Source organism: Caballeronia catudaia, from assembly GCF_001544755.2.
GTDB classification, from domain to species: domain Bacteria; phylum Pseudomonadota; class Gammaproteobacteria; order Burkholderiales; family Burkholderiaceae; genus Caballeronia; species Caballeronia catudaia.
Window position 1 is genome coordinate 168531 of sequence record NZ_FCOF02000005.1, and the last position, 23897, is coordinate 192427.

Genomic DNA, 23897 nt, shown 5'->3' on the forward strand with positions numbered 1-23897 from the left:
GCGTTCAGTGTGTGCTTACCGTGTTGTTCAACGATAACTATACGAGCCTCGTGGGCTTCGTGCTTATTCTCGTGCTTGTTTTCGTGCTTGTTTTCGTGCTTGTTTTCGTGCTTGTTTTCGTGGTTACGTTTCTACTGGCTTTGATGCGTCGAATTCGCCGCTTCCTCCGCGTCATTCATGTTCCACCCGCCGCCCAGCGCCTTCACGAGCGCCACCGATGTCGTGCGCTGCTGGCCGCGAATCTGCACATCCTGACGCTGGCTCGTGAGCAATTGCTGCTGCGCGGTGATGACGTCGAGATACGCGACGAGCCCGCCCGAATAACGATCGTTCGCGAGCGACAGTAATCGTTGCGCATCGACGACGGCTGCGTGCGACTGCTTCGCCGCGCCATCCAGCACCGACAATCCAACGATGCCGTCCTGCACTTGCTGGAACGCGCCGAGCACTGTTTGCCGATAACTCGCGACCGCCGCGACATAGCCTTCGTTGGCGAAATCGACGCCAGCCGCGCGCCGCCCGCCATCGAACACGACCTGGCTCGCCATCGTGCCGATGGTCCACAAGAGGCTCGGCGCGGAAATGAGGCTGGCAAACGCGGTGCTTTCCCATCCGATCGTGCCGTTCAGCGTGACGCTCGGGAAGAACGCCGCGCGGGCGACGCCGATCTGCGCATTGGCCGCCGCCATCGCGCGCTCGGCCGATGCGACATCGGGCCTGCGTTGCAGCACGTCGCTGGGCACGCCGAGCGGTATCGACGGAAGCGGGCTGTCATCCAGCGTAGGCGCGATGGCGAATTGCGGCGCGGGCGTGCCGACGAGCGCGGCGATCGCGTGCTCGAATCGCGCGCGCTGATTCACGAGCAGTTGTGCCTGCACGCGAGTCTGATCGAGCAGGGCTTGCTGCTGCAATACATCGAGGCCAGACACCGCGCCGAGATCATGCTGCGCCTTCACGTAATCGAGCGCCTTGTTTTGCAGATCGACGGAGCGGTTCAGCACGTCGATTTCGGCATCGAGCTCGCGCATCGAGAAGTAGTCGCTTGCGAGGTCGGTCGTGAGCACGAGGCGCGCGTTGGCGAGATCGTCGCGCGACTGGTCGGCCGTTGCGTGCGCGGCTTCGACTTCGCGTCGAATGCGGCCGAAGAGATCGAGGTCGTAATCGACGGTCGGCGCGAGCTTCAGATCGTTCTGCACGGTCGAGCTGTTCGGCGTCGCGTAGTTGTTGACGGGCCGGTTCTTCGATATGCGCGAGCGCGAAGCATTGGCGCCGAGATCGACTTCGGGCAGCGCGAGCGCCGACGTTTGCGCGAGCGTTGCGCGGGCCTGCGCGTAATGCGCGCTCGCGGCGGCGAGCGTCTGATTCTGCGCGAGCGCCTGCGTTTCGAGGGCGTTCAGCGTGACGTCGCCGAAGCCTTGCCACCAGTCGAGCGCGAGCGGCGCATGCGAAGGCTCACCGACGCGCCAGTACGAATCCGTCTTCCAGTCCGGCGGCGCGTCGGCCACCGGGCGACGATAGTCAGGCCCGACCGTGCAGGCCGCGAGCATCGCAACGAGCGTGACGCAAAGCGCGGCTTTCATGACGCGGCCTTGCCTTGTTGCGGCGCGATGACGACATGATCGCCGTCCGCGATCGAATCGCTCGGGTTGATGATGACCTTGTCGCTAGCGTCGATGCCGCTCTCGATTTCGAGCGATTGCCCGAGATCCTGCGCGATCACGATCTTGTGCAGATGCACGTGACCGTCCGCATCGACGACGGCGACACGCGGGCCTTCCGCGCGAAACAGCAGCGCGTTGCCCGGCACGAGCAGCCGTGCATGCGCGGTGGCGGGGAGCGCGACCTGCACATACGCGCCGGGACGCAGACGGCCGTCGGCGTTCGGCAACGTGACTTCGATCTGCAAGGAGCGCGTGGGCACGTCGATCGCGCCGGAGATATGCGTGATCTTGCCGTGGAATTGCTCGCCCGGCAGCTCGGCCTGCATGACGGTCACGTCCTGACCGACCTTCGCGTTCTGCGCATACGCCTGCGGCATCTGCACGAACACGCGCAACGGATCGGACTGCGCGAGCGCGAACAGCGCGCGGCTCGTGCCGCTGCCCGCATCGATGAGATCGCCCACATCCACATTGCGTTGCGTGACGACGCCCGCGAACGGCGCGACGATGCGCTTGAACGATTCGAGCTGACGCAGGCGCTTCACGTTGGCATCGGCGGCGGCGAGATTCGCGACATCCTGGTTATACGTGCTCTGACGTTCATCGAGCTCCTGTTGCGAGACCGCGTCGCGCTGACGCAATTGCTGCCAGCGTTGCAGCGAACTCTTGGCGAGGCCTAAGCTCGATGCAGTCTGGTCGCGCTGCGCGACGGCCTGCGCAAGTTCCTGATCGATCTCGGGCGTGTCGAGATCGGCGAGCAACTGGCCTTGCTTCACACGCGCGCCGATATCGACGTACCAGTGCAGCAGATACCCCGTTGCACGCGCATAGATCGGCGATTCGACGAAACCGCGCAACGTGCCTGGCAAGGTCGTTTCACCGCCGCCGTCGGTTTGCGTCGGCGTGACGACATTCACATATTGCTGCGCGTTTTGCTGCGTGCTCGCGGCCATCGAACGGTTGTGCATCATGTCGGTGACGACGGTGCGCGCGGCGCCGATCGCGAGCAGCGCGATCACGATGACGAACGCGATCTTCGCGCGTTTCCATTCGGCATGGCGCGGCGGCAGCGCGGGCCCTTCGTCCGGGTCGCGCGCGGGAATCGCAAGCGATGCATGGTTCTTTTCGGTCATGTTCGTCGAAATGCTGTGAAGTCAGTGTTGGCCGTTGCCGTCTTCGTGCTGCGATGGATGCTTGCGGCCCGCGCGACGTGCGAGCCGTGCATGAATGCCCGCAAAGACGAGCGGCACGAAAAAGAGCGTGGAAGCCGTGGCGAAAAGGAGCCCGCCTATCACCGCGCGGCCGAGCGGCGCGTTCTGCTCCGCGCCTTCGCCGAGGCCGAGCGCCATCGGCACCATGCCGATGATCATCGCGAACGCGGTCATTAAAACCGGACGGATGCGGCTCGCGCCCGCTTCGAGCGCGGCGGTGAGCGGCGGCATGCCGGCGTTCAGGCGCTGGCGCGCGAACGAGACCATCAGAATGCTGTTCGCGGTGGCGACGCCCATCGTCATGATCGCGCCGGTGAGCGCGGGGACGCTCAAATGCGTGCCGGTCAGAAACAGCATCCAGATGATGCCCGCGAGCGCGGCGGGCAATGCGCTCACGATGATGAGCGGATCGACCCACGACTGAAAGTTCACGACGATCAGCAGATACACGAGCACGATCGCCGTCGCGACGCCGAGGCCGAGACCGAAGAACGAGGTGCGCATCGTTTCCACCTGGCCGCGCACGACGATCTGACTGCCGCGCGGAAGCGTCTTGCGCGCTTCGTCGACGAGATGGTTCACCTGCCGCGCGACGCCGCCGAGATCGCGCCCTTCGACGCTCACGAAGAGATCGATCACCGGCCGGATGTTGTAGTGCGTGACCACCGCGAACTGCGTGTGCGGCGAGAGCCGCACGAGATTGCCCAGCAGTTGCGTGGGCCCGTTGAGCGATGCGGACACGGGCGTGCGCAGCAGTTCGTCGATGGATGAAACCTGATATTGCGGCGTCTGCACCGCGAGGTTGTATTCGACGCCATTGCGCGGATTGAACCAGAAACCCGGCGCGGTTTGCGAGCTTCCCGAGAGCGACACGAGCACGTTCTGCGCGACGTTGCTCGCCGAAAGATTCAGTTGTTGCAGGCGCGTGCGGTCCATTTGCAGATCGATGGCCGGTTCGTCGAGTTTTTGCTGAATGTGCGTATCGACATTGCCGGGAATCATGCGGATCTGCTTCATCAGCTTGCTCGCGGCTTCGAAGTTCGCTTGCCCGTTCTGTCCTTGAATCTGCACGTCGATGGCCGCGGGCAGACCGAAGTTCAGGATCTGCGTGACGATATCGGCGGGCTGAAAGAAGAACTCGACGCCGGGAAAGCGGCGCGGCAGGAGCGCGCGCAATTCGTCGATGTACTTCTGCGTCGGCGCGTGATCTTCCTTGAGCGCGACCTGAATCTCGCCATCGAGCGTGCCGATCGTGCCTGCGTTGCTATACGAGAGATTGATGCCGCTATACGGCAAGCCGAGGTTATCGAGGATCGTCGCGAGCTCGTCTTGCGGCACGATCTGGCGCACGACCTTTTCGACTTCATCGGCGAGACGCGCGGTTTCCTCGATGCGCGTGCCGGTCGGCGCACGCATGTGCATGCGGATATTGCCGGCATCGACGCTCGGGAAGAAGTCTTCGCCGAGCACGAACACGAGGCCCGCAGAAAGCAGGCAGAAGCCGAGAAACAGCGACGCGAACCGTCGGCGGCGCACGAGCAGCGTCGACAGAATCACGATATACGCGCCGCGCATGCGCTCGAATCCGCGATCGAAGCGGCGATGCAGTCGCATGAAGAGATTCGGCTTCGCCTTCGCATCCTGCGCGTGCGCGTGGCCCATCAGGAGCATCGCGAGCGTCGGCACGAGCGTGCGCGACAGGATGTACGACGCGAGCATCGCGAACACGACGGCTTCGGCTAGCGGCACGAACAGGAATCTGGCAACGCCGGTGAGAAAGAACATCGGCACGAACACGATGCAGATGCACAGCGTCGAAACGAGCGCGGGCACGGCGATTTCACCCGCGCCTTCGAGAATCGCATCGTGCAGATTCGTGCCCAGGTGCAGATGCCGTTCGATGTTCTCGATCGTCACGGTGGCATCGTCGACGAGAATGCCGACGGCGAGCGCGAGGCCGCCGAGCGTCATGATGTTGATGGTCTGCCCAAGTGCATGCAGCACGATCAGCGACGAGAGTATCGAGAGCGGAATCGAGATCGCGATGATGCACGTGCTGCGCCAGTTGCCGAGAAAGAGCAGGATCATCGCGGCGGTGAGCGCGGCGGCGATGAGCGCTTCGCGCACCACGCCTTGCACCGCGGCTTTCACGAACACGGACTGATCGAAGAGCGCGCTGATCTTCAGATCCGGCGGCAATGACGCACGCGCTTGCGGCAAGAGATCGTGCAAGGTGTTGACGATGGAGAGCGTCGACGCATTGCCGTTCTTCAATACCGAAATCAGCACGCCGCGCCTTCCATCCTGCCGCACGATATTGGTCTGCGGCGAGAAGCCGTCGCGCACGTGCGCGACTTCACGCAGATAGGTGGTCGCGCCGTTGATGGTGCGCACGGGAATGTCGTTCAGGCCCGCGACGGTCGCGGGCGAGCCGTTCATGTTGATCGTGTATTCCTTCGGGCCGATCTTCGCGGTGCCCGTCGGCAGAATCAGGTTCTGTGCGTTGACGGCCTGCACGACATCCGTCGGCGTGAGGCCTTTTGCGAGCAGCGCGCGCGTGTCGAGATCGACGGATATGAGGCGCGTCTTGCCGCCATAGGGATAGGGCACGGCCGCGCCGGGAATGGTCACGAGCTGCGGGCGCAGAAAGTTGAGCGCGGTGTCGTTCAGATCCTGCTCGGACTGCTTCGGGCTCGAGAGGCCGAGCTGGATCACCGGAATGCTCGACGCCGAATAGCTGATGACGAGCGGCGGCGTCGCGCCGGGCGGCATCTGCTTCAACTGCGCCTGCTCGACCGCGACGGTCTGCGCGATTGCGGTCTGAATGTTCGCGGTGGGCTGCAGAAAGAGCTTGATGATCGCGATGCCTTGCAGCGATTGCGACTCGATGTGCTCGATGTTGTTCACCGTCGTCGTCAGGCTGCGCTCGTTGACCGACGTGATGCGGTTGGCCATGTCCTGCGCAGAGAGGCCCGTGTAGTTCCAGATGATGCTGACGACAGGAATATCGATTTCAGGCAGCACGTCCACCGGCGTCGTCACGAGGACGAAGGGCGTTGCCAGCAGAATCATGATGGCCATCACGATGAACGTGTATGGCCGCTTGAGCGCAACGTTGACTATCCACATTGAGTCGTTCGGAGGATGCTGGGGAAGGGCGTCGCGAAAGATGCGGATGCGGCGCGCGAGAATGCAATGACGGCGCGAGCCGGACGGTGCGCTATCGGTGTCGCTATGGTAGTGGCGCGGTGCCAACGACAATGTGGCGCGAATATGGCGCCGTTGTCAGATTAGGCGTTTTGAAAGCAAGATTGCGAAAGGGCGCGGTCAGGGCCGCGCGCGTCTTTCACATGCATAGGGAATAACAAGGTTTCGTTGCAGATAACGTTCTGCAATGCGCGAAGCGTTATTGCGGGTTCTGCTGCGTCGCCGCTTGTCCGGATGCCGAGGTGCCGTCGGACGGCGAGCCGTACGCGGTCGATGATTGCAGCTTCTGCTCCGCTGCCTGGATGTTGTCCGGATAGAAGGCGTCGCGCTCGGACGGGTTATAGCCGGCCTGCTCGACGCGTTGCAGATCCTGCCTGACCTGTGCGCGCGTGAGGCCTTCGCTTTGCGCGAGCGCGGCGAGCGGCGCGGCGGCAAGCGCAATGACGGCGAGGCGTGTGATTAATTTCATGGCGTACTCCTCAATGCGAGTGAAGGATGAGCGCGGCGTGCGGCGTCGCACGGCCACCCTCGAATTCTATTTGTCGTACCGTGACGAGATGCTGGCGATCACATGGCGCATTGGTCAGATGGGAGCGCATGTCGAACGCATTGCGAGGCTATCGAAGGGGCATCTGTCATCGCGCCTGGCCGATGTTAGACTCGCCCGCGTAAGGCGTTTCGTAAGCCGTTTGCTGTTGCGTGTCGTCCCGGATATCGAGTAAGGAACACATCAATTGCCCTTCAATCTGCCGACCACGGCCACCGCGCCGTTTTGTCCATCGGAAGTCAAAGGCTCGGTCGCCGTTTCGCCGGGCGCGCCGCTCTGGAAGAAGCTCTTGCAATTCGCGGGACCGGGCTTGCTCATTTCCATCGGCTATATGGACCCGGGCAACTGGGCGACGGATATTGAAGCCGGCTCGCGTTACGGCTATAACCTGCTGTTCGTCGTCGTGCTGTCGAGTCTCGCGGCGATGGTGCTGCAGTGTCTTTCGATGCGCCTTGGCATCGTCACGGGCAAGGATCTCGCGCAGTTGTCGCGTGAACGCTATTCGAAGCCGGTCGCGAATGTGCAATGGATGCTCGCGGAGTTATCGATTATCGCGTGCGATCTCGCGGAAGTGCTCGGCGGCGCGCTCGCGTTTCATTTGCTTTTCGGCGTTTCGCTGATATGGGGCGTTATTCTGACGGCCTTCGATACGCTCATCGTGCTCGGATTGAAAGGCAAGAACTTCCGCGATCTCGAAGCGATCATGCTCGGTCTCATCGCGACGATCGGCGTCGGTTATATCGTCGAACTCGTGCTCGTGAAGCCGCATTGGCCATCGGTTGCGGCGGGCTTGGTGCCGTCGATTCATGCGTTGAGCGATCGCGAGCCGCTGTATCTCGCGATCGGCATTCTCGGTGCCACCGTGATGCCGCATAACCTGTATCTGCATTCCTCGATCGTGCAGACGCGCGTCGTCGATCGCGACATTAAAAGCCTTGCATCGGCGATCAATCTTTCGCGGCTCGATACGATCGTGTCGCTCATTCTTGCCTTGTTCATCAATGCGGCGATCTTGATTCTTGCTGCATCGGCGTTTCATGCGACGGGGCATACGCAAGTCACCGAGATCGAAGACGCCTATAAGCTGCTTGCGCCGATCGTGGGTACTGGGCTTGCCGCCATTCTTTTCGCGGTGACGCTGTTTGCGTCAGGGCAAAGCTCGACCTTCACCGGAACGATCGCCGGGCAGGTCATCATGGAAGGTTTTCTGCAACTGAAGATTCCGTGCTATCAGCGCAGGTTCATCACGCGCGCGCTTGCCCTCGTGCCGGCCTTGATCGGCGTCTATCTGATGGGCAATGGCGCGGTCGGCAAGCTGCTCGTCGCGAGTCAGGTAGTGTTGAGCCTGCAATTGCCGTTCGCACTTTATCCGCTGATTCGCATGACGAACGATCGCGGGTTGATGGGGCAGTTCGCGAACAGGCCGGTTATGAAATTCGTCGCGTGGGCGCTGTTCGCGGTGATCAGTGCGGCGAATGTTTGGCTCGTGGTGCAGACGGGGATGGAGTGGATGGGGTGAGGAGACAATCGGCGGCGACGCGGTCGAGATGCGCCCGCGCTCTCGGCGAGCGTGGGCGATCGATTATCTGTCAGTGCGTGATATCCAGTTCTTCAGCGATGAAAGTAGCTTTGGGGCAGACGCAATCAGTACATCAACAACAAGCGGCTTAAGTGTGTCCCAAGCTTCCCCCGCGAAGTCTTTTATCGACTCCCAGATGCCCTTCTCAGCGCTTATCCTCGCTTCTTCGCTGACGTTTTCCTCTTTTGCTTCTCTTGTGAATGCATACTTTTTTTCATTCGGCAATGCTTCAACAATTAAATCGACGAGGGATGTCAGGTTGAAGGATCTGCCTTTCTTGGATGCTGCAATGGAAATGATGTTGCGCGCAGATACGTCAAATTTTTTTGAAACTTCGAGTTCTTTTTTCCGTATGTTTGCACGTTGCGTACCGCCGGGAGCGTAGGCTTGATGGTCCCAGTCTTCGATGTCGTTGGTTTTATCGACTTGAGTTATGACAAATATGATTGGAACCGTTGCGCCTGCGCTACGGACTTGCTCATAACCTTCAATCGCTGACGCGTAGTTTCTGTCATCAGCCTTGATTGCCCATAGGATCAAATCAAGATTGGGAGTCAGGCTCTTATAAAGCTCGATATACTCCTTGTGTCGAGTGGGGTCCTCTCCAATGCCAGGGACGTCGATTAGGTCTATACCCCCTTTCCCGTGTTCTGCACCTACGAAAATTGTTTGGGGTTCGCGAGTACACGCTTTGACGTCAGCGACTTTGGCAACCTCCCGTCCAAAGAGAGCATTGCAAAGACTGGACTTGCCTACACCCGAGTTTCCGAAAACCCCGGCCTTAGGCGTGTAAGAGCGGATGCGATTCACTCTGTCCTGAATCTCTTTCGCCAGCTTATCTCGTGTTACTCCAGGTGCACTCAATTTTGGCACAGCAGACATCTTCACCTCAGCGCATCGCAAATTTATGAAAATTTCGCTGACAGTTGTCAAATGCTTTTTAGTAATCCGTAGCATATGATTCCAGTCGCGCCAGAGGATAGCGTAGAAAGTTTCCCGTGTGAAATTTTAGTTGGACGTTTATTGACAGGGCGCTTCTAGCGCACCCTATCAGGGTCTCTCGCTCTGACAGGACGCGGCCTGTGCTGTCTCGGTCGGAATTCCAGCGAATCTCATGCCACCAGATCGTCGGGCTTCCGTGCGCAGCATCAGCGAACAAAAAAAGCGCCATGCACCTTTCGCAGTGCACGGCGCTTCTTCAACCCCCTTAGCGTCGCCTTACTTCGCCATCGCCACCGACACATTCGCTTTCGCCGCCACAGCAACTGGAATCGCGCCATCCACAGGCCGTGCTTCATCCACCGTCGTACGTCCGCCGTCGCGGAAGAACGCCTGCTCGGCCGCCTTGTTCAGCACGAGAATACTGATCCGGCGATTCGTAGGCTCATCGACGACATCTTTATTCAACGGCAATACGTCTGCGAGACCGCGCACTTGCAGCACCTTGCTTTCCTTCATTCCGCCTGCGACCAGCGCACGCCGCGCGGCATTGGCCCGCTCGCCCGACAGTTCCCAGTTCGAATAGCCCGCCTGATTGCCGGAATAGGGCACGGCGTCGGTATGTCCTGCAATCGACACGCGGTTATCGACATCATTCAACGACGCGCCGATGTTCGTCAGAATCGTCGTCACATAACTTTCGAGCCTGAAGCTGCCCGATGCGAACATCGGCCGCTTGAGCGAATCGACGATCTCGATGCGCAAGCCTTCGCTCGTAATCGCAATGCGGATCTGATCCTTGTATGCGCGCAGCGCGGGCACCTGTTCGATCAACGTCACGAGCTTCTGCTTGAGCTGCTGCAGCTTTTGCAGATCTTCCATTGCAACGGCAGCGCGCGCGATGGATTGCGGCACTGGCTGCGTCTGGCTCTTCTTGCCTTCACCGGGACGCGTGCTCGACAAATCCTTGCCGCCACCCGTGATGACGCTCGTATGCGCCGATGCACCGCCATCGTTGCCGAACAACGCGGACAACGGCGTGTTGAAGTACTGCTCGATGCCTTCCTTGTCGTACTTCGACGTCGATCCGAGCAGCCACATCAAAAGGAAGAACGCCATCATCGCGGTGACGAAGTCGGCGTAGGCGATCTTCCATGCGCCGCCATGATGTCCGTGACCGTGCGCCTTCTTCTTGCGCTTCACCACCACGGTGGGCGCAAGCACGGATTGCAGCGGGTCGCGCGAGGGTTTCTCAGCCATGTGCGTGCTCCTCGTGCCTTAGCCAGCGGCCTTCGGCATCTTGGTTGCGCGCACCGCGTCGTCTAGTTCCTTGAAGCTCGGGCGATCGGCGGTGAAGAGCACCTTGCGGCCGAATTCGACGGCGACCGTCGGCGCATAGCCGTTCATCGATGCAAGCAGCACGGACTTCACGCACTGGAACGGCTTCGCTTCAGCCGCGCCCTTCGCGTTCAACAAATCCGCGAGCGGGCCGATGAAGCCATACGCCAGCAAAATGCCCAGGAACGTGCCGACGAGCGCGCCCGCGATCATCTCGCCGAGCACGGCGGGCGCGGCACCCACCGAGCCCATCGTGTGCACGACGCCCATCACCGCCGCGACGATGCCGAACGCAGGCAAGCCATCGGCCATCTTCTGGATCGCGTTCGCGGCGACCGAGCTTTCGGTGTGATGCGTCTCGAGCTCTTCGTCCATCAGATCCTGCATTTCGAGCGCGTTCACATTGCCCGCCGACATCATGCGCAGATAGTCGACGATGAAATCGAGCAGATGATGATCCGCCATCACGTGCTCGTATTTCTGAAAGAGCGGGCTGGACTCGGGCGCGTCGACATCGGCTTCGAGCGCCATCATTCCTTCCTTGCGCGCCTTTTGCAGCAGTTCGTAAAGCAGCGCGATCAGCGCGACATATTTCTCTTTCGTGTACCCGCCGCCCTTGAACGCCTTGGGTATCGATTGCAAGGTTTTCTTGAGCGTGGCCGTCGGATTCGATACGACGAACGCGCCGATCGCCGCGCCGAAGATACATAGCAGCTCGAACGGCTGCACGAGGGCGGCAAGGTGGCCGCCGACGCCGATGAAGCTTCCGATCACCGAGCCGATGACCAAAACCCATCCGATGATGACAAACATGTTTTCTCCGCAAATGTCCGGCGCCGCGGGCAGTGCGCGCTCGGGCTTGATACGCGCACGACTCGCGACGCATTGTTCGCTTGTTGTGGAGCTTATCGGCTCGAAATACACGGAGATTTAGGGTGACGCGCGCAATTTTTTCTGCGCAAATGTTTGCGGAGTAAGTCTTACGTTCGTTCGGTATGCGCTACGTCGAAGGTAATGGATCGTTTATCCGGGCTTCGTCTAACATCGCCTGCATGAACTCGACCCTCGTTGCTCCCGCCGTTCAATCGACCGTCGGCGCGCTATTGCGCGAATGGCGACAGCGCCGCCGCCTGAGCCAGCTCGATCTCGCAGGCGTTGCGGACGTGTCCACGCGCCATCTGAGCTTCGTCGAATCGGGGCGCTCGCTGCCGAGCCGCGACATGCTGATGCGCCTCGCCGAACAGCTCGACGTGCCCTTGCGCGAGCGGAACACCTTGCTCGTGGCGGCGGGTTATGCGCCGCTGTACCGCGAGCGCGCCATGTCCGATCCGCAACTCGCGGCGGCGCGGCGCGCGGTTGATCTCGTGCTGAAAGGGCACGAGCCATATCCCGCGCTCGCAGTCGATCGTCACTGGACGATGGTTGCCGCCAACGCGGCGCTCGCGCCCCTCGTCGCGTCGGCGCACGCGGAACTGCTGACGCCGCCGGTGAACGTGTTGCGCCTGTCGATGCACGCTCGGGGCCTGGCCGACGCCATCGACAACTGGCACGAATGGCGCGCCCATCTGCTTGCGCGCTTGCGGCGGCAGATCGAGGTATCGGGCGACGCGACGCTCGTCGCGCTGCTGGCTGAACTCGACGCGTATCCCACGCCCGCGCACGCGCAGCCCGCATCGCGCGGCGAAACCGATCCGGTCGTTGTGCCGTTGCGCCTGCGCACGCCCCACGGCGTCCTGTCGTTCTTCAGCACGACGACCGTTTTCGGCACGCCCGTTGACATCACGTTGTCGGAGCTCGCGATCGAAGCCTTCTTTCCCGCCGACGACGCCACCGCCGATATCCTGCGCCAACTCGCCGATGCGCGACGCTGAGCTTGCGCCGCTTCGCGCCTGCTTACAGAATTGAACCTGGCGTCAAGGTGTGAATCTATGAAGAGGCAGGCTGCGCGCTGATAGGGCGCGTGGCCTTTGCCAGCTTTTGTCCAACCCAACGCGGAAGACAGCGATGATTCAAACATTCGAGCAAGTGATCGGCGGGCAAAAGATGCAGTTCTGCGCGAGCATCGCGGAAGGCGGCGGGCCGGTGCGCGTCATCATCAGTCGTGCGGATTCGGCGGAGTCGCTCGTGATCGTCGAAGCCGATGGCATCATCGGCGCAATCAAGGCCGAAGTGGAAGCGCCCGATACCCTCGTCGCCGATGCCGTGCGCAAGGCGCAACAGGAAGCGCTGATCGAGCGCGCGCTGGAAACCGGCGCCGTGCAAACGACGAGCCTGTAGCCGTCCATCCATTCGGCAGACACGAAGCAATGCCCGCGCGGCTTACCCCGCCGCGCGGGCATTGCTTTGTGTGCTCCACAGCGTTCCGGCGCGTTACATACGCGGCTCGCCGTTCTTCGGATCGGCGGGCACCATCGGCGTCGCCGAGTCCGGGCCGTCAGGCATGTCCGGGTCGTCGGGATTCGGCGGGGCGTCCGGGTCGAGCAGCTTGTCCGGGTCCGGTTCGCGCGGCTCGTCGGGGGAGCGGGGCATCGTCGACATGGTGTTCTCCTCAGGATGATGGCGCGCTCCGGCTCACCTTCCAGAGCGCTTCGCCCAAGCGATGCAACGGGCGTTCCCGCCGCCGCTCACTTGCCTTCGTCCGGAACCGGGCCGCACGCACGCTTCGCGTCTTTTGTCCGCGCGCGCGCCGGATTGCTTACGTGGCGCGCGGTCAACGCGGCGCATAAAAGCAGCACGACGGAAATCCCCGCCGACCAGCGCACCGCCTCGACGACATGTCCCGCGCCCGCCGCGGCCTCGCCGTGACCCGCGAGCGCGCCGAAGACCGCGACGCCGATCGCGCCCGCCGCCTGCCGCGCGGTGTTCAGCACCGCCGAGGCCGTCCCCGCGCGCTGCTGGCCGACAGTGCCGAGCAGGGCGGTCGTCATCGCGGGAACGGCGAGGCCCATCCCGGACGGAATCAGCAGGAAAGGCACGAGCAGCGCGGCCGTGGGCGTCGTCGCATCGACGAAGGCGAGCGCGGCGAAACCGGCGGCATCGAGCAACGCGCCGAAGACCATCGGGCCGCGCGAGCCGAAGCGCGCCACCACGGGCCCGCTCGCCAGGTTCGAGATCAGGAAGCCGCCGGTCAGCGGCAGGAACGCAAGGCCGGTCTGCAAGGGCGTGTGCCCGAGCACGCGCTGCAGGTACAGGCTCAGAACGAACACCATCCCATAATAGGTGAGATTCACGCCGATGCCGAAGACCACCGACGCGCCGAACGTGCGCTCGGCGAAAAGGGAGAGCGGCAGCATCGGCGCGCGGCTCCTTCGCTCGACAGTGATGAACGCGCCGCCCGCAGCCAGCGCGAGCACGAGTCCGCCGACGACGAGCGGATGCGCGGCCCCGAGCGGGCGCAGTTCGATCACCGCGCCGACGAACGCGGCGAGCGCGACGATCGCGAGCGCCTGGCCTGGCAGATCGACGCCGCGCGCGCGATCCGCGTCCTGCGGGCGCGTCCGGTCGACCCACAGGAGCGTCGCCACGATGCCCGCTGCGCAGATCGGCAGGTTGACCCAGAAGATGCTGCGCCATCCGAAGGCCGCGATCAGCACGCCGCCGACGATAGGCCCCGCCGCGATCGACACCGCGCCCGCCGCCGTCCACAGCCCGACCGCACGCGCGCGCAGACGCCGGTCGTGGCCACAGGCCGCGTTCAGCAGCGCGAGCGAGTTCGGCAGCATCGCCGCCGCGCCGACGCCTTGCAGCGCGCGCGCGGCGATCAGTTGCGGCGCATCACGTGAAAAGGCGCACGCGAGCGACGCCAGCGCGAACAGCGCGAGCCCGCCCGCGAACATGCGCCGCGCGCCGAAGCGATCGCCGAGCGAGCCCGCGGAAAGCATCAGCGCGGAGAACGCGAGCGCGTAGCTATCGACGGTCCATTGCAGGCTCGCGACGTTCGCGCGCAGATCGTGGCCGATGCTCGCGAGCGCGACATTGACGATCGAGACATCGAGTTGAGAGACGACGAAGCCGACGCTGGTCGCCGTGACGATGAGCATCTGCCGCGCGGACAGATGCGTTGCGGAGGGGGAGAGGTTCGAGTTCATGCCGTTCATCGTAAGCACGGCGCGCGTTCGATGTTTCGGCCTGCGGTGAAACGTGAAAGGCAAATGAAAATGGCGCGCCGGAGGAACGGTGCGCCATTTTTTGCCGGCAAAAAAATCAGCGGGACTGTCTGATGAACAGCGTCGTCAGCGCACCGATCACGCAGAGCGCGGCCACGTAGATCGCGGGCGCCATCGGGCTCGATTTCATCATCAGCGAGACGACAATCGGCGTGAGCCCGCCGAACACCGCATACGCGACGTTGTACGAAAACGAGATGCCCGAGAAGCGCACGGCGGGCGGGAAGGACTTCACCATCACGAACGGAATCGCGCCGATCACGCCGACGAAAAAGCCCGCGCACGCGTACCACGGCAACAGCACGGAGACGTCGAGCGCGACCTGCCGGAACATCAGCCAATACGACACGGCGAGCGCCATGCCGCCGATGAAAATCGTCTTGCCCGCGCCGATCCTGCCCGCGATCGCGCCCGCCAGCACGCAGCCGATCGTCAGGCACAGCGTCGCCGCGCAGTTCGCGACGAGCACCGTCGCCGGCGCGATGTGGAACTGCTTCTGCAGGAGCGTCGGCGTCATCAAAATCACGACGACGATCGCCGCCGACAGCATCCACGTGAGCAACATCGACACGATCACCGCGCGGCCGTGATCGCGCAGCACGGCCTTGAGCGGGAGTTCCGCCGCGAGCGACTTGCGCTTCTGCAATTCCGCGAAGACCGGCGTTTCATGCAGCCAGCGGCGCAAATAGACCGAGCAGAGGCCGAAGACACCGCCGAGCAGGAACGGCAGACGCCACGCGAAATCCGCGACTTCGGCCGGCGCGAACGCCTGGTTGATCGCGGTGGCGATCAGCGAGCCGAGCAGGATGCCCGCCGTCAGACCGGCCGTGAGCGTGCCGCACGCATAGCCGATATGCCGCCCCGGCACGTGCTCGGAGACGAACACCCACGCGCCCGGCACTTCGCCGCCGACGGCCGCGCCCTGCATCACGCGGAACAGAAGCAGCAGCACGGGCGCCATCAGCCCGAGCGATGCGTAAGTGGGCAGAAGGCCCATCAGGAGCGTCGGCACGGACATCAGCAGCACGGAGAGCGTGAACATGCGCTTTCGGCCGAGCAGGTCGCCGAAGTGCGCCATGACGATGCCGCCGAGCGGCCGCGCGAGATAACCCGCCGCGAAGATGCCGAAGGTCTGCAATTGGCGCAGCCAGTCGGGAATCGACGGCGGAAAGAACAGTTGGCCGATGACCGGCGCGAAGAACACGAAGATGATGAAGTCGTAGAACTCGAGCGCGCCGCCGAGCGCGGCGAGCGTGAGCGTCTTGTAATCGCCGCGCGTGAGCGCACGGCCGGCCGCGCGGGGAGCGTCGGTCAGAGGTGTTGCCTGCATCGAAAAAAACCCGTGAGTGGAAAAGCCACGCGAGACGCGCGGTAGGACGAGGCTTTGCCCTGCGGGATCGATGGAACGCGCCGGGTGGGCGCGAAGCGAAGGCCGAAGCGTGGCGCGCATGCACCAGACCTGAGACCAGCGGGCGCGGATTCTGAAGCCGCCGCCCGTCTTCCGCGCTGCGCTGTGCGACGGACAGTCGCGGCGCAACTTGCCGCGCGACGTCTCGGTAAAAACGACGGCAGCCGGGAACTTTAGAGCCGAAGGCGGCATGTTACAGGACGAAAGCCGGCACAAAAGCGAAAACCCGTTCTTTTTTGAGATGGTGGCGCGCATCGGACAGCCGTTCCGGGAGGGGTGCGCCGTCACATGCGTTGACAATTCGGACGAGTCCGATGGGAAAGGTTTGCGTCGCTGCCCAGAATGCGCAGCTTGAATCCCCCGTCTCATCCCGCGACGGGACGCCCGGCGGCCCCCGAAAGTGCGGCATCCGCCCAATGTCCCTTGGACTCATCAGGTAAGACACTATGCGCGTCGCCGTTTTGCAAACCGACCCAAGTTACCGAAATCTCATCAGCGATGTCGTCAAACGACTCGGCCACAGTTGCGTGACCTTCGGCGATGGCCTCGTGCTGTCGAAGGCGCTCTCGCGCTCCACCGTCGATCTGCTGATTCTCGACTGGAATACATCGGGCCTGTGCGGCCTCGATCTGCTGAAATCGGTGCGTTCGAGCTTCGGCGAGCGCGTGCCCGTTTTGTTCGCGACGCCGGATGGCGCCGAGCACAACGTAGTGTGCGCGCTGACCGCCGGTGCCGACGATTACGTCGTCTATCCGATCCGCCCGGGCGAGTTCGGCGCGCGGGTCGAAGCGCTCTTGCGCCGCGCCTATCCCGCAACGACCAGCGCGTGCCTCGAAGTCGGCCCGTACCGCTTCGACGCCCGCCAGCAAACCGTCACCGTGCGCGGCAAGCCGGTTCAACTGAGCGGCACGCAATTCCGTCTTGCGCAACTGTTCTTCTCGAACATCGGCCGCGTGCTGTCGCGCGATCACATTTTCGCGATGGTCTGGGGCCGCGAGTTCCGCGAAACCACGCGCACGATCGACAGTCATGTTTCGCGTCTGCGTCTCGCGCTGGAGATCGAGCCGGTCAACAACTTCCGCTTGCAGCCCGTGTACAAGAGCGGCTATCGCCTGCTGCATCTTTACGATGAAGGCGAAGATTCCGGCGACGGCCACGCCGATCCCGAGCGTGCGCAGATCGCCGCCTGAGTTCTGAACGCATATCAACGAAAATGCCGTCGCAATGACGGCATTTTTGTTTGGGACGGCGGTTCTATGCTGAAATCGGCGTTTAACCTGCGCGCCTCATGCCGATCCGGCCGGTTTATCCGTCACGCCCCAAAGCCTTTTCCCGACGATGATCGCCTATGCCGATATCGTCATCAAAACTGTCCAGCCGCTTCAAGACGCTCGCCGCACGCGTTTTTACGATAAGCGGCATGAAAACCATCGACATCATCGACTCGCACACGGGCGGCGAACCGACGCGCCTCGTGACCGCAGGCGGCCCGGATCTCGGGCAAGGCACGCTCGCGCAACGCCTCGAAACGTTCCGCGCGCGTTTCGACGACTGGCGCCGCGCCATTGTCACCGAGCCGCGCGGCTCCGACGTGATGGTCGGCGCGCTGCTCTGCGAACCCGATGATCCCGGCGCGGCGGCGGGCGTCATCTTCTTCAACAACGTCGGCTATCTCGGCATGTGCGGGCACGGCACGATCGGGCTCGTCGCGTCGCTGGCGCATGCGGGCAGGATCGCGCCGGGGCGGCATCGGATCGACACGCCCGTCGGTCCCGTCGATGCCACGCTCAACGCGAACGGCAGCGTCAGCGTGCGCAACGTGCCGGCGTATCGATATAAGCAGGCGGTGACGGTCGATGTGCCCTGTCACGGTCCGCTCACCGGCGACATCGCGTGGGGCGGAAACTGGTTCTTCCTCGTGGCCGATCACGGGCGCGAGCTCGTGCCTGCGCGTATCGCGGAACTGACTGCGTTCACCGAGTCGATCCGCGATGCCTTGCACGCGCAAGGCATCACTGGCAGGGATGGCGCGTACATCGACCATATCGAATTGTTCGCGGATTCGCCGGTCGCGGGCGTCGACAGCCGCAATTTCGTGCTGTGTCCGGGCAGCGCCTACGATCGCTCGCCGTGCGGCACCGGAACGAGCGCGAAGCTCGCGTGCCTCGCCGCGGACGATCTGCTCGCGCCGGGCGATATCTGGCGCCAGGAAAGCATTATCGGCAGTGTGTTCGAAGGCAGTTATGCGGTCGATCGCGGCGTGCTCATCCCGACGATCACGGGCTACGCGCACGTCATGGGCGAAGGCCGCCTGGTTTTCGACGAGCGCGATCCGTTCATGCGAGGCATCGAGCCCGGCGCGCGCGCATGACGGCGGACGTGATCGTCGTCGGCGGCGGCATCGTCGGGGCGGCGTGTGCGGCGGAATTCGCGGCGCGCGGCGCGACGGTCGAGGTGCTGGAAGCGCGCGGTATCGGCGGCGGTGCGACGGCGGCGGGCATGGGCCACATCGTCGTGATGAACGATTCGCCTGCGGAATTCGCATTGGCGCGTGCATCGCGCGAATTGTGGCTTGCGCTCGGCCCGCAACTGCGTAAGCGCGATGCGTTCACGCGCTGCGGCACGGTCTGGATCGCCGAGGACGAGGACGAACTCGACGCCGCCCGTTCGATGCGCGACGCCTTCGCGTCGGCGGGCGTGCGCGCGCACATGCTCGATCTTGCCGCGCTGCGTGAAGCCGAACCGGCGGTCAGCCACGCGATGCAAGGCGGCCTGCTGATCGACGACGACGCCATCGTGTACGCGCCCGCCGCGGCGCACTGGCTCCTGACGTATTCGACGCGCATTCGCCTATCGACGGGCTGCGCGGTGAGCGCCGTCGATGCCGACGACACGCACGCCAGCGTCACGCTCGCGAACGGCGACCGGCGCACGGCCGCGCATGTCGTCGTCGCCAACGGGCTCGCGGTTTCGTCGCTGATCGCGGGCGTGCCGATCGAAGCGAAGAAGGGGCATTTGCTCATCACCGATCGCTATCCGGGCACGATTCGTCATCAGGTGCTGGAGCTCGGCTATATCAAGAGCGCGCATCACGCGCGCGGCACGTCGGTGGCGTTCAATGCGCAGCCGCGTCCAACGGGGCAGGTGCTGATCGGCTCGTCGCGGCAGTTCGGCACGCTCGATCCCGCCGTCGAAATCGACGTGCTCGGCGCGATGCTCGCGCGCGCGACGCGCTATCTGCCGGACATCGGCGCGCTCGATGCGATTCGCGCGTGGACGGGTTTTCGCGCCGCCACGCCCGACGGCCTGCCGCTGATCGGACCGGCGCGCTTTCCCGGCGACCGGTTGTGGCTCGCGGCGGGGCACGAAGGACTCGGCGTGACGACATCGCTCGGCACCGCGAAGCTCATCGCCGCACGGATGTTCGGCGGCCCGATGCCCTTCGACATGCCCGACCCGAACGCCTTCTCCCCGCAACGATTCTCGACCGAGCACGCCGATGGCTGATCTCGTCCATGTGACCGTCGATGGCCAAACGCTCTCCGTGCCCGTCTTCACGACCGTCGCGGCCGCCATCGCCATGCGCGGCATCGGCGGGACGCGGCGCTCCGTCTCCGGCGAGCCGCGCGCCGCGCTGTGCGGCATGGGCGTGTGTCACGAATGCCGCGTGAAAGTCGATGGCCGCGCGCATGTGCTCGGCTGTCAGACGCTGTGCCGCGACGGCCTTTCCATCGAGACGATGCGATGAACGTCGAAGCATGCGATATCGCGATCGTCGGCGCGGGGCCGGCGGGTTTGAGCGCGGCGCGGGTGGCGGCGCGAGCGGGCGTGCGCGTCGCGCTCATCGACGACAATCCGCGCGCGGGCGGCCAGATCTGGCGGCAAGGCCCGGCGCTCGCGCCCGCCGCGCCATTGCGCCAATGGCTCGATGACACGCGCCCGCATACGAACCTCGTCGTCATGAACGCGACGAAGGTCGCCGCCGCGCCCGGCGACAAGCAGCTCTTGCTGGAACGCGACGGCGCGCCGGTCGTGCTCGCGTATTCGAAGCTGATTCTCGCCACCGGCGCGCGGGAGCGGCTCTTGCCGTTCGAAGGCTGGACGCTGCCCGGCGTCACGGGCGCGGGCGGCTTGCAGGCGCTCGTCAAGGGCGGCATGCCGGTGCGCGGCGAGCGTATCGTCGTGGCGGGCAGCGGGCCGCTGCTGCTCGCCGTCGCCGATACCGCCCGCCGTCACGGCGCGCACGTCGTCGCGGTGATAGAACAGGCGCCGTGGGCGCGTGTCGCGCGCTTCGTCGCGTCGCTCGCGCTGACGCCGGGCAAGCTGGCGCAGGCCGTCGCGCTCGGCGCGGTGCGTTATCGGACGGGCAGTGTCGTCGTGAGGGCGCATGGCGATGCGCGCGTGGATGCGGTCACGCTTCGCACGCGCGGACGCGAAGTCACGCTCGCAGCGGACCGCATCGCGTGCGGTTACGGACTCGTGCCGAACGCGACGCTTGCGCTCGCGCTCGGCTGCACGATCGGCGAGATCGACGGCGCGATACACGTCGACGATGCGCAGCGCACTTCGCAAGCCGATGTCTTCGCGGCGGGCGAATGCACGGGCATCGGCGGCATGGAGCTGGCGAGCGTCGAAGGCGCGCTGGCGGCGCACGCGGCGCTCGGCACGACCGCGCACGCGCGTCTTCTGCGTCTCATACGCGAGCGCGATCGCTGGCGCGCGTTCGCGCAACGCGTGGCGCAGGCGTTCGAACTGGGCGCCGACGCGCGCGCGATGCCATCGCCGGACACGTTGCTATGCCGCTGTGAAGATGTGTCGATCGGAGAAGCCTCGATGCACGCGAACTGGCGCGACGCCAGGCTTCAGACGCGCTGCGGCATGGGACGCTGTCAGGGGCGGATCTGCGGCGAGGCGGCATCGGTGTATTTCGGCTGGCCCCGTGCGGCGGCGCGTCCGCCGTTCGCGCCGGTGCGCATCGACACGCTGATCGTCGCGCGCGATCACGCCGGACCGACCGTTCGATAGTGGGGCGAGCGCGAATTCCGACCGCGCGTGCGCGCTCCTATAATCGGTCGTCCGATTCCATCGAGCTCCATCGAGCGATACCGAAACCCCGCGCATGAACAGCACGACCGCCCTCATGAACAGCGCGGCGCCGATCGCGCAAGCCGCAGCGACTTTCTCCGAAATGCTCGCGCATTTCGCGCTGCTCGCGCCGGTCTTCGACGCGATGCCCGACATTGTGTTCTTCGTGAAGGACCGCGACGCGCGCTACGCGATGGTCAATCGCACGCTCGCGCGCCGCTGCGGACACAAGGACGACAAGTCGGCGCTCATCGGCAAGACCGCGGAGGATGTGTTTCCGCGGCGCTTCGGGCGCATCTATACGGTCCAGGATCAGGCGATCATCGCGCAGGGGCATCAGCTCATCGATCAACTCGAACTGCATCTCTATCCGGGACGCGAGCCTGGCTGGTGCATGACATGCAAAGAGCCGCTCCATGACCGGCGCGGGCATATCGTCGGGCTCGCGGGCATATCGCGCGATCTGCAGGCCGCCGAGGGCACGCATCCCGCCTACAGCCGGCTTGCGGCGGTGGTTCAGCACATTCAGGAAAATTACGTGCAGCCGCTCAACATGCGGCAGCTCGCGCAGATGGCGAACATGTCGATCGCGCAACTGGAGCGCTATTTCCACAAGGTCTTCCATCTGACGCCGCGTCAGGTTCTCTTGAAGACGCGGCTCGATGCGGCCACCGCGCTGCTCGTCTCGCAGGCGAAAGTCACCGATGTCGCCGCGCTGTGCGGCTACACCGATCACAGCGCGTTCACGCGCCAGTTCAAGGCGACCGTTGGCATCACGCCGAGCGAATACCGCGCGCTGCTCCAGGCTGGAACGGCGAACGCGTCGCGCCCCGATTACGCGCGGGATTCAAATGTCTGACGGGAAATCGGGACACGGTCGATGCCGGAATTACACGGTCGTGCGCACGGATCGTGAATCCTGCCGGCGCGCTTGAGCGGGAACGCCCGCAGGATGCGGCGCTGGCGGCCATCGATGCGAGTCGGTTCGAATCTTGCTTAATCAGGCACGCAGCGGCCGGGAAGCTTCGCGCACCGGCGCTGCCGAAACCGCGCGGCGTTCCGCACCGGCGCACACGCGGCGTAAATAGCGGTGCGTTCGGAATTCCTGCCGCGTTTTCGTGTCAATCAGTGCGTGCACCCTCGCGCGCGCGGCGGCGACAAGTTGGAGACCTCCGCGAGAATTCCGTTTTTCAGCAGTTGAAAATAACATCATGAGCGAAGTAGCAAGACTGGGGCATATGCGGATCGTACTCATCGAAGACGATCCCGAGAGCAGGGCATCACTGCAGATGTTGCTGGAAGAAGAAGGTGCGGAAGTCGTAGCCGTGCCTGACGCCGAAGACGGCGCGCAGGCGGCGATCGAGCATCTTCCCGATGCGGTGATCTGCGATCTGGACCTACCCGAGATGGACGGTTTTTATCTCATCCAACGTTTGCGCGATCACGAGATACGGGGCAATCTGCCGCCGTCCGTGGCCATTGCGCTGACGGGACACGGCGGCGACGAATACCGATTACGCAGCATCGGCGAGGGTTTCCAGCATTTCATGACAAAGCCGGTGCATCCCGATGAACTCGTCACGCTGATACAGGATGCGGCTGGCGCGCGCGTTGTGATGTAAGCGTGACGTGACGGTAATTCGCGCCGCCCGTGCAAGGCGGCGCGCATGGACGATCTAAGACCGGTCGCGGTTGCGCGCCCGCGTCGCGCCCGTAATCACGGCGATGCCGAGCATGATGACGGCGACGATCATGATCGTGTGCTGCGCGACGTGCATCGCAACGAGCGCCCAACTCACGCCGCCGATAAAAATCAGCCAACCTACGAGATAAATGACTAGCGTCATCGACTTCTCCTTTTTTCATTGTGTGCGGAAATCGTAGTGCGGCCTTCATGAAAGGGCCTTATCCTTTCGACGCCCGGGCGCGCATAAGTTCATCGGATGCAAGGGGCGTACCGCGGTGGCATCGTCGAACTTGAAAACAAGAGCCAAAGCCATGCTGACCGTCTACCATCTCAACAACTCCCGTTCCCAGCGCGTGCTCTGGATGCTCGAGGAACTCGGCGTTGAATACGAGCTGAAGCGCTATCAACGCGATCCGCGCACGATGCTCGCGCCGCCTGAACTCCGCGCCGTGCATCCGCTCGGCAAGTCGCCGGTCGTCACCGATGGCGATCTGACGCTCGCGGAGTCCGGCGCGATCATCGAATATCTCGTCGAGCGTTATGGCGAAGGGCGTTTCTCGCCGCCGCCGGGCACGTCCGCCGAGCGCGTGCGCTACAACTACTGGATGCATTACGCGGAAGGTTCGGCGATGCCGCCGCTCTTGCTCAAGCTCGTCGCGCGCCGGCTGGAAAGCGCCAAGATGCCGTTCTTCGCGAAGCCGATCGCACGGCGTATCGCGCAGACGATGCAAAGCAGTTTCATCGACCCGCAACTGCGGCTGCACTTCGGCTATATCGAAGCGGAGCTCGCCAGATCGACGTGGTTCGCCGGCGAGACCTTCAGCGCCGCCGACGTCCAGATGAGCTTCCCGCTCGAAACCGGCAGCCAGCGCGCGGGTGCGAAGTCGATGCCGCATATCCGCGCATTTCTGGAACGCATCCACGCGCGGCCGGCGTACCAGCGCGCGCTGGAACGCGGCGGGCGCTACGACTACGCCACCTAGCCAATCGGCCGTTCGGCCGACCTGCCGGCGCACGCGGCGCGTTGCGTACAATCAGGTGCACGACGCAACCACTCAGCCCAAAGGCG

General features: G+C 63.8%; 22 protein-coding genes. 11 read left to right on the top strand and 11 right to left on the bottom strand.

Translation table 11 applies throughout. The features are described from left to right. Positions 1–131: 131 nt before the first annotated feature. From AWB75_RS07665 to AWB75_RS07680, 4 genes are all read right to left on the bottom strand, one after another. On the bottom strand, positions 132–1580 hold the full coding sequence (locus AWB75_RS07665) for an efflux transporter outer membrane subunit (protein ID WP_061123476.1): 1449 nt from the start codon (positions 1578–1580) through the stop codon (positions 132–134). Further along, on the bottom strand, positions 1577–2794 hold the full coding sequence (locus AWB75_RS07670; protein WP_061123477.1) for an efflux RND transporter periplasmic adaptor subunit: 1218 nt from the start codon (positions 2792–2794) through the stop codon (positions 1577–1579). The genes AWB75_RS07665 and AWB75_RS07670 overlap by 4 nt, the downstream gene beginning before the upstream one ends. A gap of 21 nt (positions 2795–2815) precedes the next feature. Further along, positions 2816–6001, bottom strand: a complete 3186-nt coding sequence (locus AWB75_RS07675; protein ID WP_061123478.1) for an efflux RND transporter permease subunit — start codon at positions 5999–6001, stop codon at positions 2816–2818. Between the two features lie 277 nt (positions 6002–6278). Then, positions 6279–6548 carry a DUF4148 domain-containing protein gene (locus AWB75_RS07680; RefSeq protein WP_061123479.1) on the bottom strand — a complete coding sequence of 90 codons (270 nt, stop codon included), beginning with the start codon at positions 6546–6548 and terminating at the stop codon, positions 6279–6281. 265 nt (positions 6549–6813) lie between these two features. On the opposite strand from AWB75_RS07680, the gene AWB75_RS07690 reads away from it, so the two are divergent. Then, entirely contained in the window at positions 6814–8145 is a 1332-nt protein-coding gene (locus tag AWB75_RS07690) for an Nramp family divalent metal transporter (RefSeq protein ID WP_061123481.1), read from the top strand. A 63-nt stretch (positions 8146–8208) separates the two neighbouring features. Here AWB75_RS07690 and AWB75_RS07695 read toward each other — a convergent pair whose 3' ends face one another. From AWB75_RS07695 to motA, 3 genes are all read right to left on the bottom strand, one after another. Continuing rightward, a complete protein-coding gene (locus AWB75_RS07695; protein WP_061123482.1) occupies positions 8209–9162 on the bottom strand; it encodes a GTPase family protein in 954 nt (317 codons plus the stop codon). Positions 9163–9423: 261 nt separating this feature from the next. Then, positions 9424–10404 carry a flagellar motor protein MotB gene (gene motB, locus AWB75_RS07700; protein ID WP_061123483.1) on the bottom strand — a complete coding sequence of 327 codons (981 nt, stop codon included), beginning with the start codon at positions 10402–10404 and terminating at the stop codon, positions 9424–9426. A gap of 18 nt (positions 10405–10422) precedes the next feature. Beyond that, positions 10423–11295, bottom strand: a complete 873-nt coding sequence (gene motA / locus AWB75_RS07705) for a flagellar motor stator protein MotA (protein ID WP_061123595.1) — start codon at positions 11293–11295, stop codon at positions 10423–10425. 239 nt (positions 11296–11534) lie between these two features. Here motA and AWB75_RS07710 point away from each other — a divergent pair, with 239 nt between their 5' ends. Together AWB75_RS07710 and AWB75_RS07715 are read left to right on the top strand one after the other, a co-directional pair. After that, on the top strand, positions 11535–12353 hold the full coding sequence (locus AWB75_RS07710) for a helix-turn-helix domain-containing protein (protein WP_061123484.1): 819 nt from the start codon (positions 11535–11537) through the stop codon (positions 12351–12353). A 133-nt stretch (positions 12354–12486) separates the two neighbouring features. Continuing rightward, positions 12487–12759 (top strand): hypothetical protein, encoded by a 273-nt coding sequence (locus AWB75_RS07715; RefSeq protein ID WP_061123485.1) that lies wholly within the window; start codon positions 12487–12489, stop codon positions 12757–12759. 93 nt (positions 12760–12852) lie between these two features. Here AWB75_RS07715 and AWB75_RS37640 read toward each other — a convergent pair whose 3' ends face one another. The 3 genes from AWB75_RS37640 to AWB75_RS07725 form a co-directional block, all read right to left on the bottom strand. Further along, positions 12853–13020 carry a hypothetical protein gene (locus AWB75_RS37640; protein WP_159462771.1) on the bottom strand — a complete coding sequence of 56 codons (168 nt, stop codon included), beginning with the start codon at positions 13018–13020 and terminating at the stop codon, positions 12853–12855. Between the two features lie 86 nt (positions 13021–13106). Further along, complete coding sequence (locus tag AWB75_RS07720; RefSeq protein ID WP_061123486.1) at positions 13107–14579, bottom strand: MFS transporter; 1473 nt, start codon at positions 14577–14579, stop codon at positions 13107–13109. A gap of 106 nt (positions 14580–14685) precedes the next feature. After that, the gene (locus AWB75_RS07725; RefSeq protein ID WP_061123487.1) at positions 14686–15978 is read right to left on the bottom strand and encodes an MFS transporter; all 1293 of its coding nucleotides are present in this window, start codon (positions 15976–15978) and stop codon (positions 14686–14688) included. Positions 15979–16502: 524 nt separating this feature from the next. Here AWB75_RS07725 and AWB75_RS07730 point away from each other — a divergent pair. The 7 genes from AWB75_RS07730 to AWB75_RS07760 all read left to right on the top strand — a co-directional run bounded on the left by AWB75_RS07730 (position 16503) and on the right by AWB75_RS07760 (position 22763). Beyond that, on the top strand, positions 16503–17246 hold the full coding sequence (locus AWB75_RS07730) for a response regulator transcription factor (protein ID WP_061123488.1): 744 nt from the start codon (positions 16503–16505) through the stop codon (positions 17244–17246). A 221-nt stretch (positions 17247–17467) separates the two neighbouring features. After that, complete coding sequence (locus AWB75_RS07735; RefSeq protein ID WP_087086528.1) at positions 17468–18427, top strand: 4-hydroxyproline epimerase; 960 nt, start codon at positions 17468–17470, stop codon at positions 18425–18427. After that, positions 18424–19563 (top strand): NAD(P)/FAD-dependent oxidoreductase, encoded by a 1140-nt coding sequence (locus AWB75_RS07740; RefSeq protein WP_061123490.1) that lies wholly within the window; start codon positions 18424–18426, stop codon positions 19561–19563. The genes AWB75_RS07735 and AWB75_RS07740 overlap by 4 nt, the downstream gene beginning before the upstream one ends. Beyond that, on the top strand, positions 19556–19804 hold the full coding sequence (locus AWB75_RS07745) for a (2Fe-2S)-binding protein (RefSeq protein ID WP_061123491.1): 249 nt from the start codon (positions 19556–19558) through the stop codon (positions 19802–19804). The genes AWB75_RS07740 and AWB75_RS07745 overlap by 8 nt, the downstream gene beginning before the upstream one ends. After that, entirely contained in the window at positions 19801–21081 is a 1281-nt protein-coding gene (locus AWB75_RS07750) for an NAD(P)/FAD-dependent oxidoreductase (RefSeq protein ID WP_061123492.1), read from the top strand. Before AWB75_RS07745 ends, AWB75_RS07750 begins: the two co-directional genes overlap by 4 nt. A 115-nt stretch (positions 21082–21196) precedes the next feature. After that, positions 21197–22000, top strand: coding sequence for an AraC family transcriptional regulator (locus AWB75_RS07755; protein ID WP_061123596.1), 804 nt, complete (start codon positions 21197–21199; stop codon positions 21998–22000). Positions 22001–22352: 352 nt separating this feature from the next. Further along, positions 22353–22763 (top strand): response regulator, encoded by a 411-nt coding sequence (locus AWB75_RS07760; RefSeq protein ID WP_235012016.1) that lies wholly within the window; start codon positions 22353–22355, stop codon positions 22761–22763. A 54-nt stretch (positions 22764–22817) separates the two neighbouring features. Here AWB75_RS07760 and AWB75_RS38050 read toward each other — a convergent pair whose 3' ends face one another. Further along, positions 22818–22988, bottom strand: coding sequence for a hypothetical protein (locus tag AWB75_RS38050; protein ID WP_200822944.1), 171 nt, complete (start codon positions 22986–22988; stop codon positions 22818–22820). A gap of 151 nt (positions 22989–23139) precedes the next feature. Here AWB75_RS38050 and AWB75_RS07765 point away from each other — a divergent pair, with 151 nt between their 5' ends. Next, positions 23140–23811 (top strand): glutathione S-transferase family protein, encoded by a 672-nt coding sequence (locus AWB75_RS07765; RefSeq protein ID WP_061123494.1) that lies wholly within the window; start codon positions 23140–23142, stop codon positions 23809–23811. Positions 23812–23897 lie beyond the last annotated feature (86 nt).

Bases quoted from the DNA above. Each gene is read 5' to 3' on its own strand.
- AWB75_RS07725 (WP_061123487.1), bottom strand. From the start codon at position 15,978: ATGCAGGCAACACCTCTGACCGACGCTCCCCGCGCGGCCGGCCGTGCG.
- AWB75_RS07720 (WP_061123486.1), bottom strand. From the start codon at position 14,579: ATGAACGGCATGAACTCGAACCTCTCCCCCTCCGCAACGCATCTGTCC.
- AWB75_RS07695 (WP_061123482.1), bottom strand. From the start codon at position 9,162: ATGCTACGGATTACTAAAAAGCATTTGACAACTGTCAGCGAAATTTTC.
- motA (WP_061123595.1), bottom strand. From the start codon at position 11,295: ATGTTTGTCATCATCGGATGGGTTTTGGTCATCGGCTCGGTGATCGGA.
- AWB75_RS07730 (WP_061123488.1), top strand. From the start codon at position 16,503: ATGCGCGTCGCCGTTTTGCAAACCGACCCAAGTTACCGAAATCTCATC.
- AWB75_RS07665 (WP_061123476.1), bottom strand. From the start codon at position 1,580: ATGAAAGCCGCGCTTTGCGTCACGCTCGTTGCGATGCTCGCGGCCTGC.
- AWB75_RS07740 (WP_061123490.1), top strand. From the start codon at position 18,424: ATGACGGCGGACGTGATCGTCGTCGGCGGCGGCATCGTCGGGGCGGCG.
- AWB75_RS07750 (WP_061123492.1), top strand. From the start codon at position 19,801: ATGAACGTCGAAGCATGCGATATCGCGATCGTCGGCGCGGGGCCGGCG.
- AWB75_RS07745 (WP_061123491.1), top strand. From the start codon at position 19,556: ATGGCTGATCTCGTCCATGTGACCGTCGATGGCCAAACGCTCTCCGTG.
- AWB75_RS07710 (WP_061123484.1), top strand. From the start codon at position 11,535: ATGAACTCGACCCTCGTTGCTCCCGCCGTTCAATCGACCGTCGGCGCG.
- AWB75_RS38050 (WP_200822944.1), bottom strand. From the start codon at position 22,988: ATGACGCTAGTCATTTATCTCGTAGGTTGGCTGATTTTTATCGGCGGC.
- AWB75_RS37640 (WP_159462771.1), bottom strand. From the start codon at position 13,020: ATGTCGACGATGCCCCGCTCCCCCGACGAGCCGCGCGAACCGGACCCG.
- AWB75_RS07765 (WP_061123494.1), top strand. From the start codon at position 23,140: ATGCTGACCGTCTACCATCTCAACAACTCCCGTTCCCAGCGCGTGCTC.
- motB (WP_061123483.1), bottom strand. From the start codon at position 10,404: ATGGCTGAGAAACCCTCGCGCGACCCGCTGCAATCCGTGCTTGCGCCC.
- AWB75_RS07675 (WP_061123478.1), bottom strand. From the start codon at position 6,001: ATGTGGATAGTCAACGTTGCGCTCAAGCGGCCATACACGTTCATCGTG.
- AWB75_RS07760 (WP_235012016.1), top strand. From the start codon at position 22,353: ATGAGCGAAGTAGCAAGACTGGGGCATATGCGGATCGTACTCATCGAA.
- AWB75_RS07715 (WP_061123485.1), top strand. From the start codon at position 12,487: ATGATTCAAACATTCGAGCAAGTGATCGGCGGGCAAAAGATGCAGTTC.
- AWB75_RS07755 (WP_061123596.1), top strand. From the start codon at position 21,197: ATGAACAGCGCGGCGCCGATCGCGCAAGCCGCAGCGACTTTCTCCGAA.
- AWB75_RS07670 (WP_061123477.1), bottom strand. From the start codon at position 2,794: ATGACCGAAAAGAACCATGCATCGCTTGCGATTCCCGCGCGCGACCCG.
- AWB75_RS07680 (WP_061123479.1), bottom strand. From the start codon at position 6,548: ATGAAATTAATCACACGCCTCGCCGTCATTGCGCTTGCCGCCGCGCCG.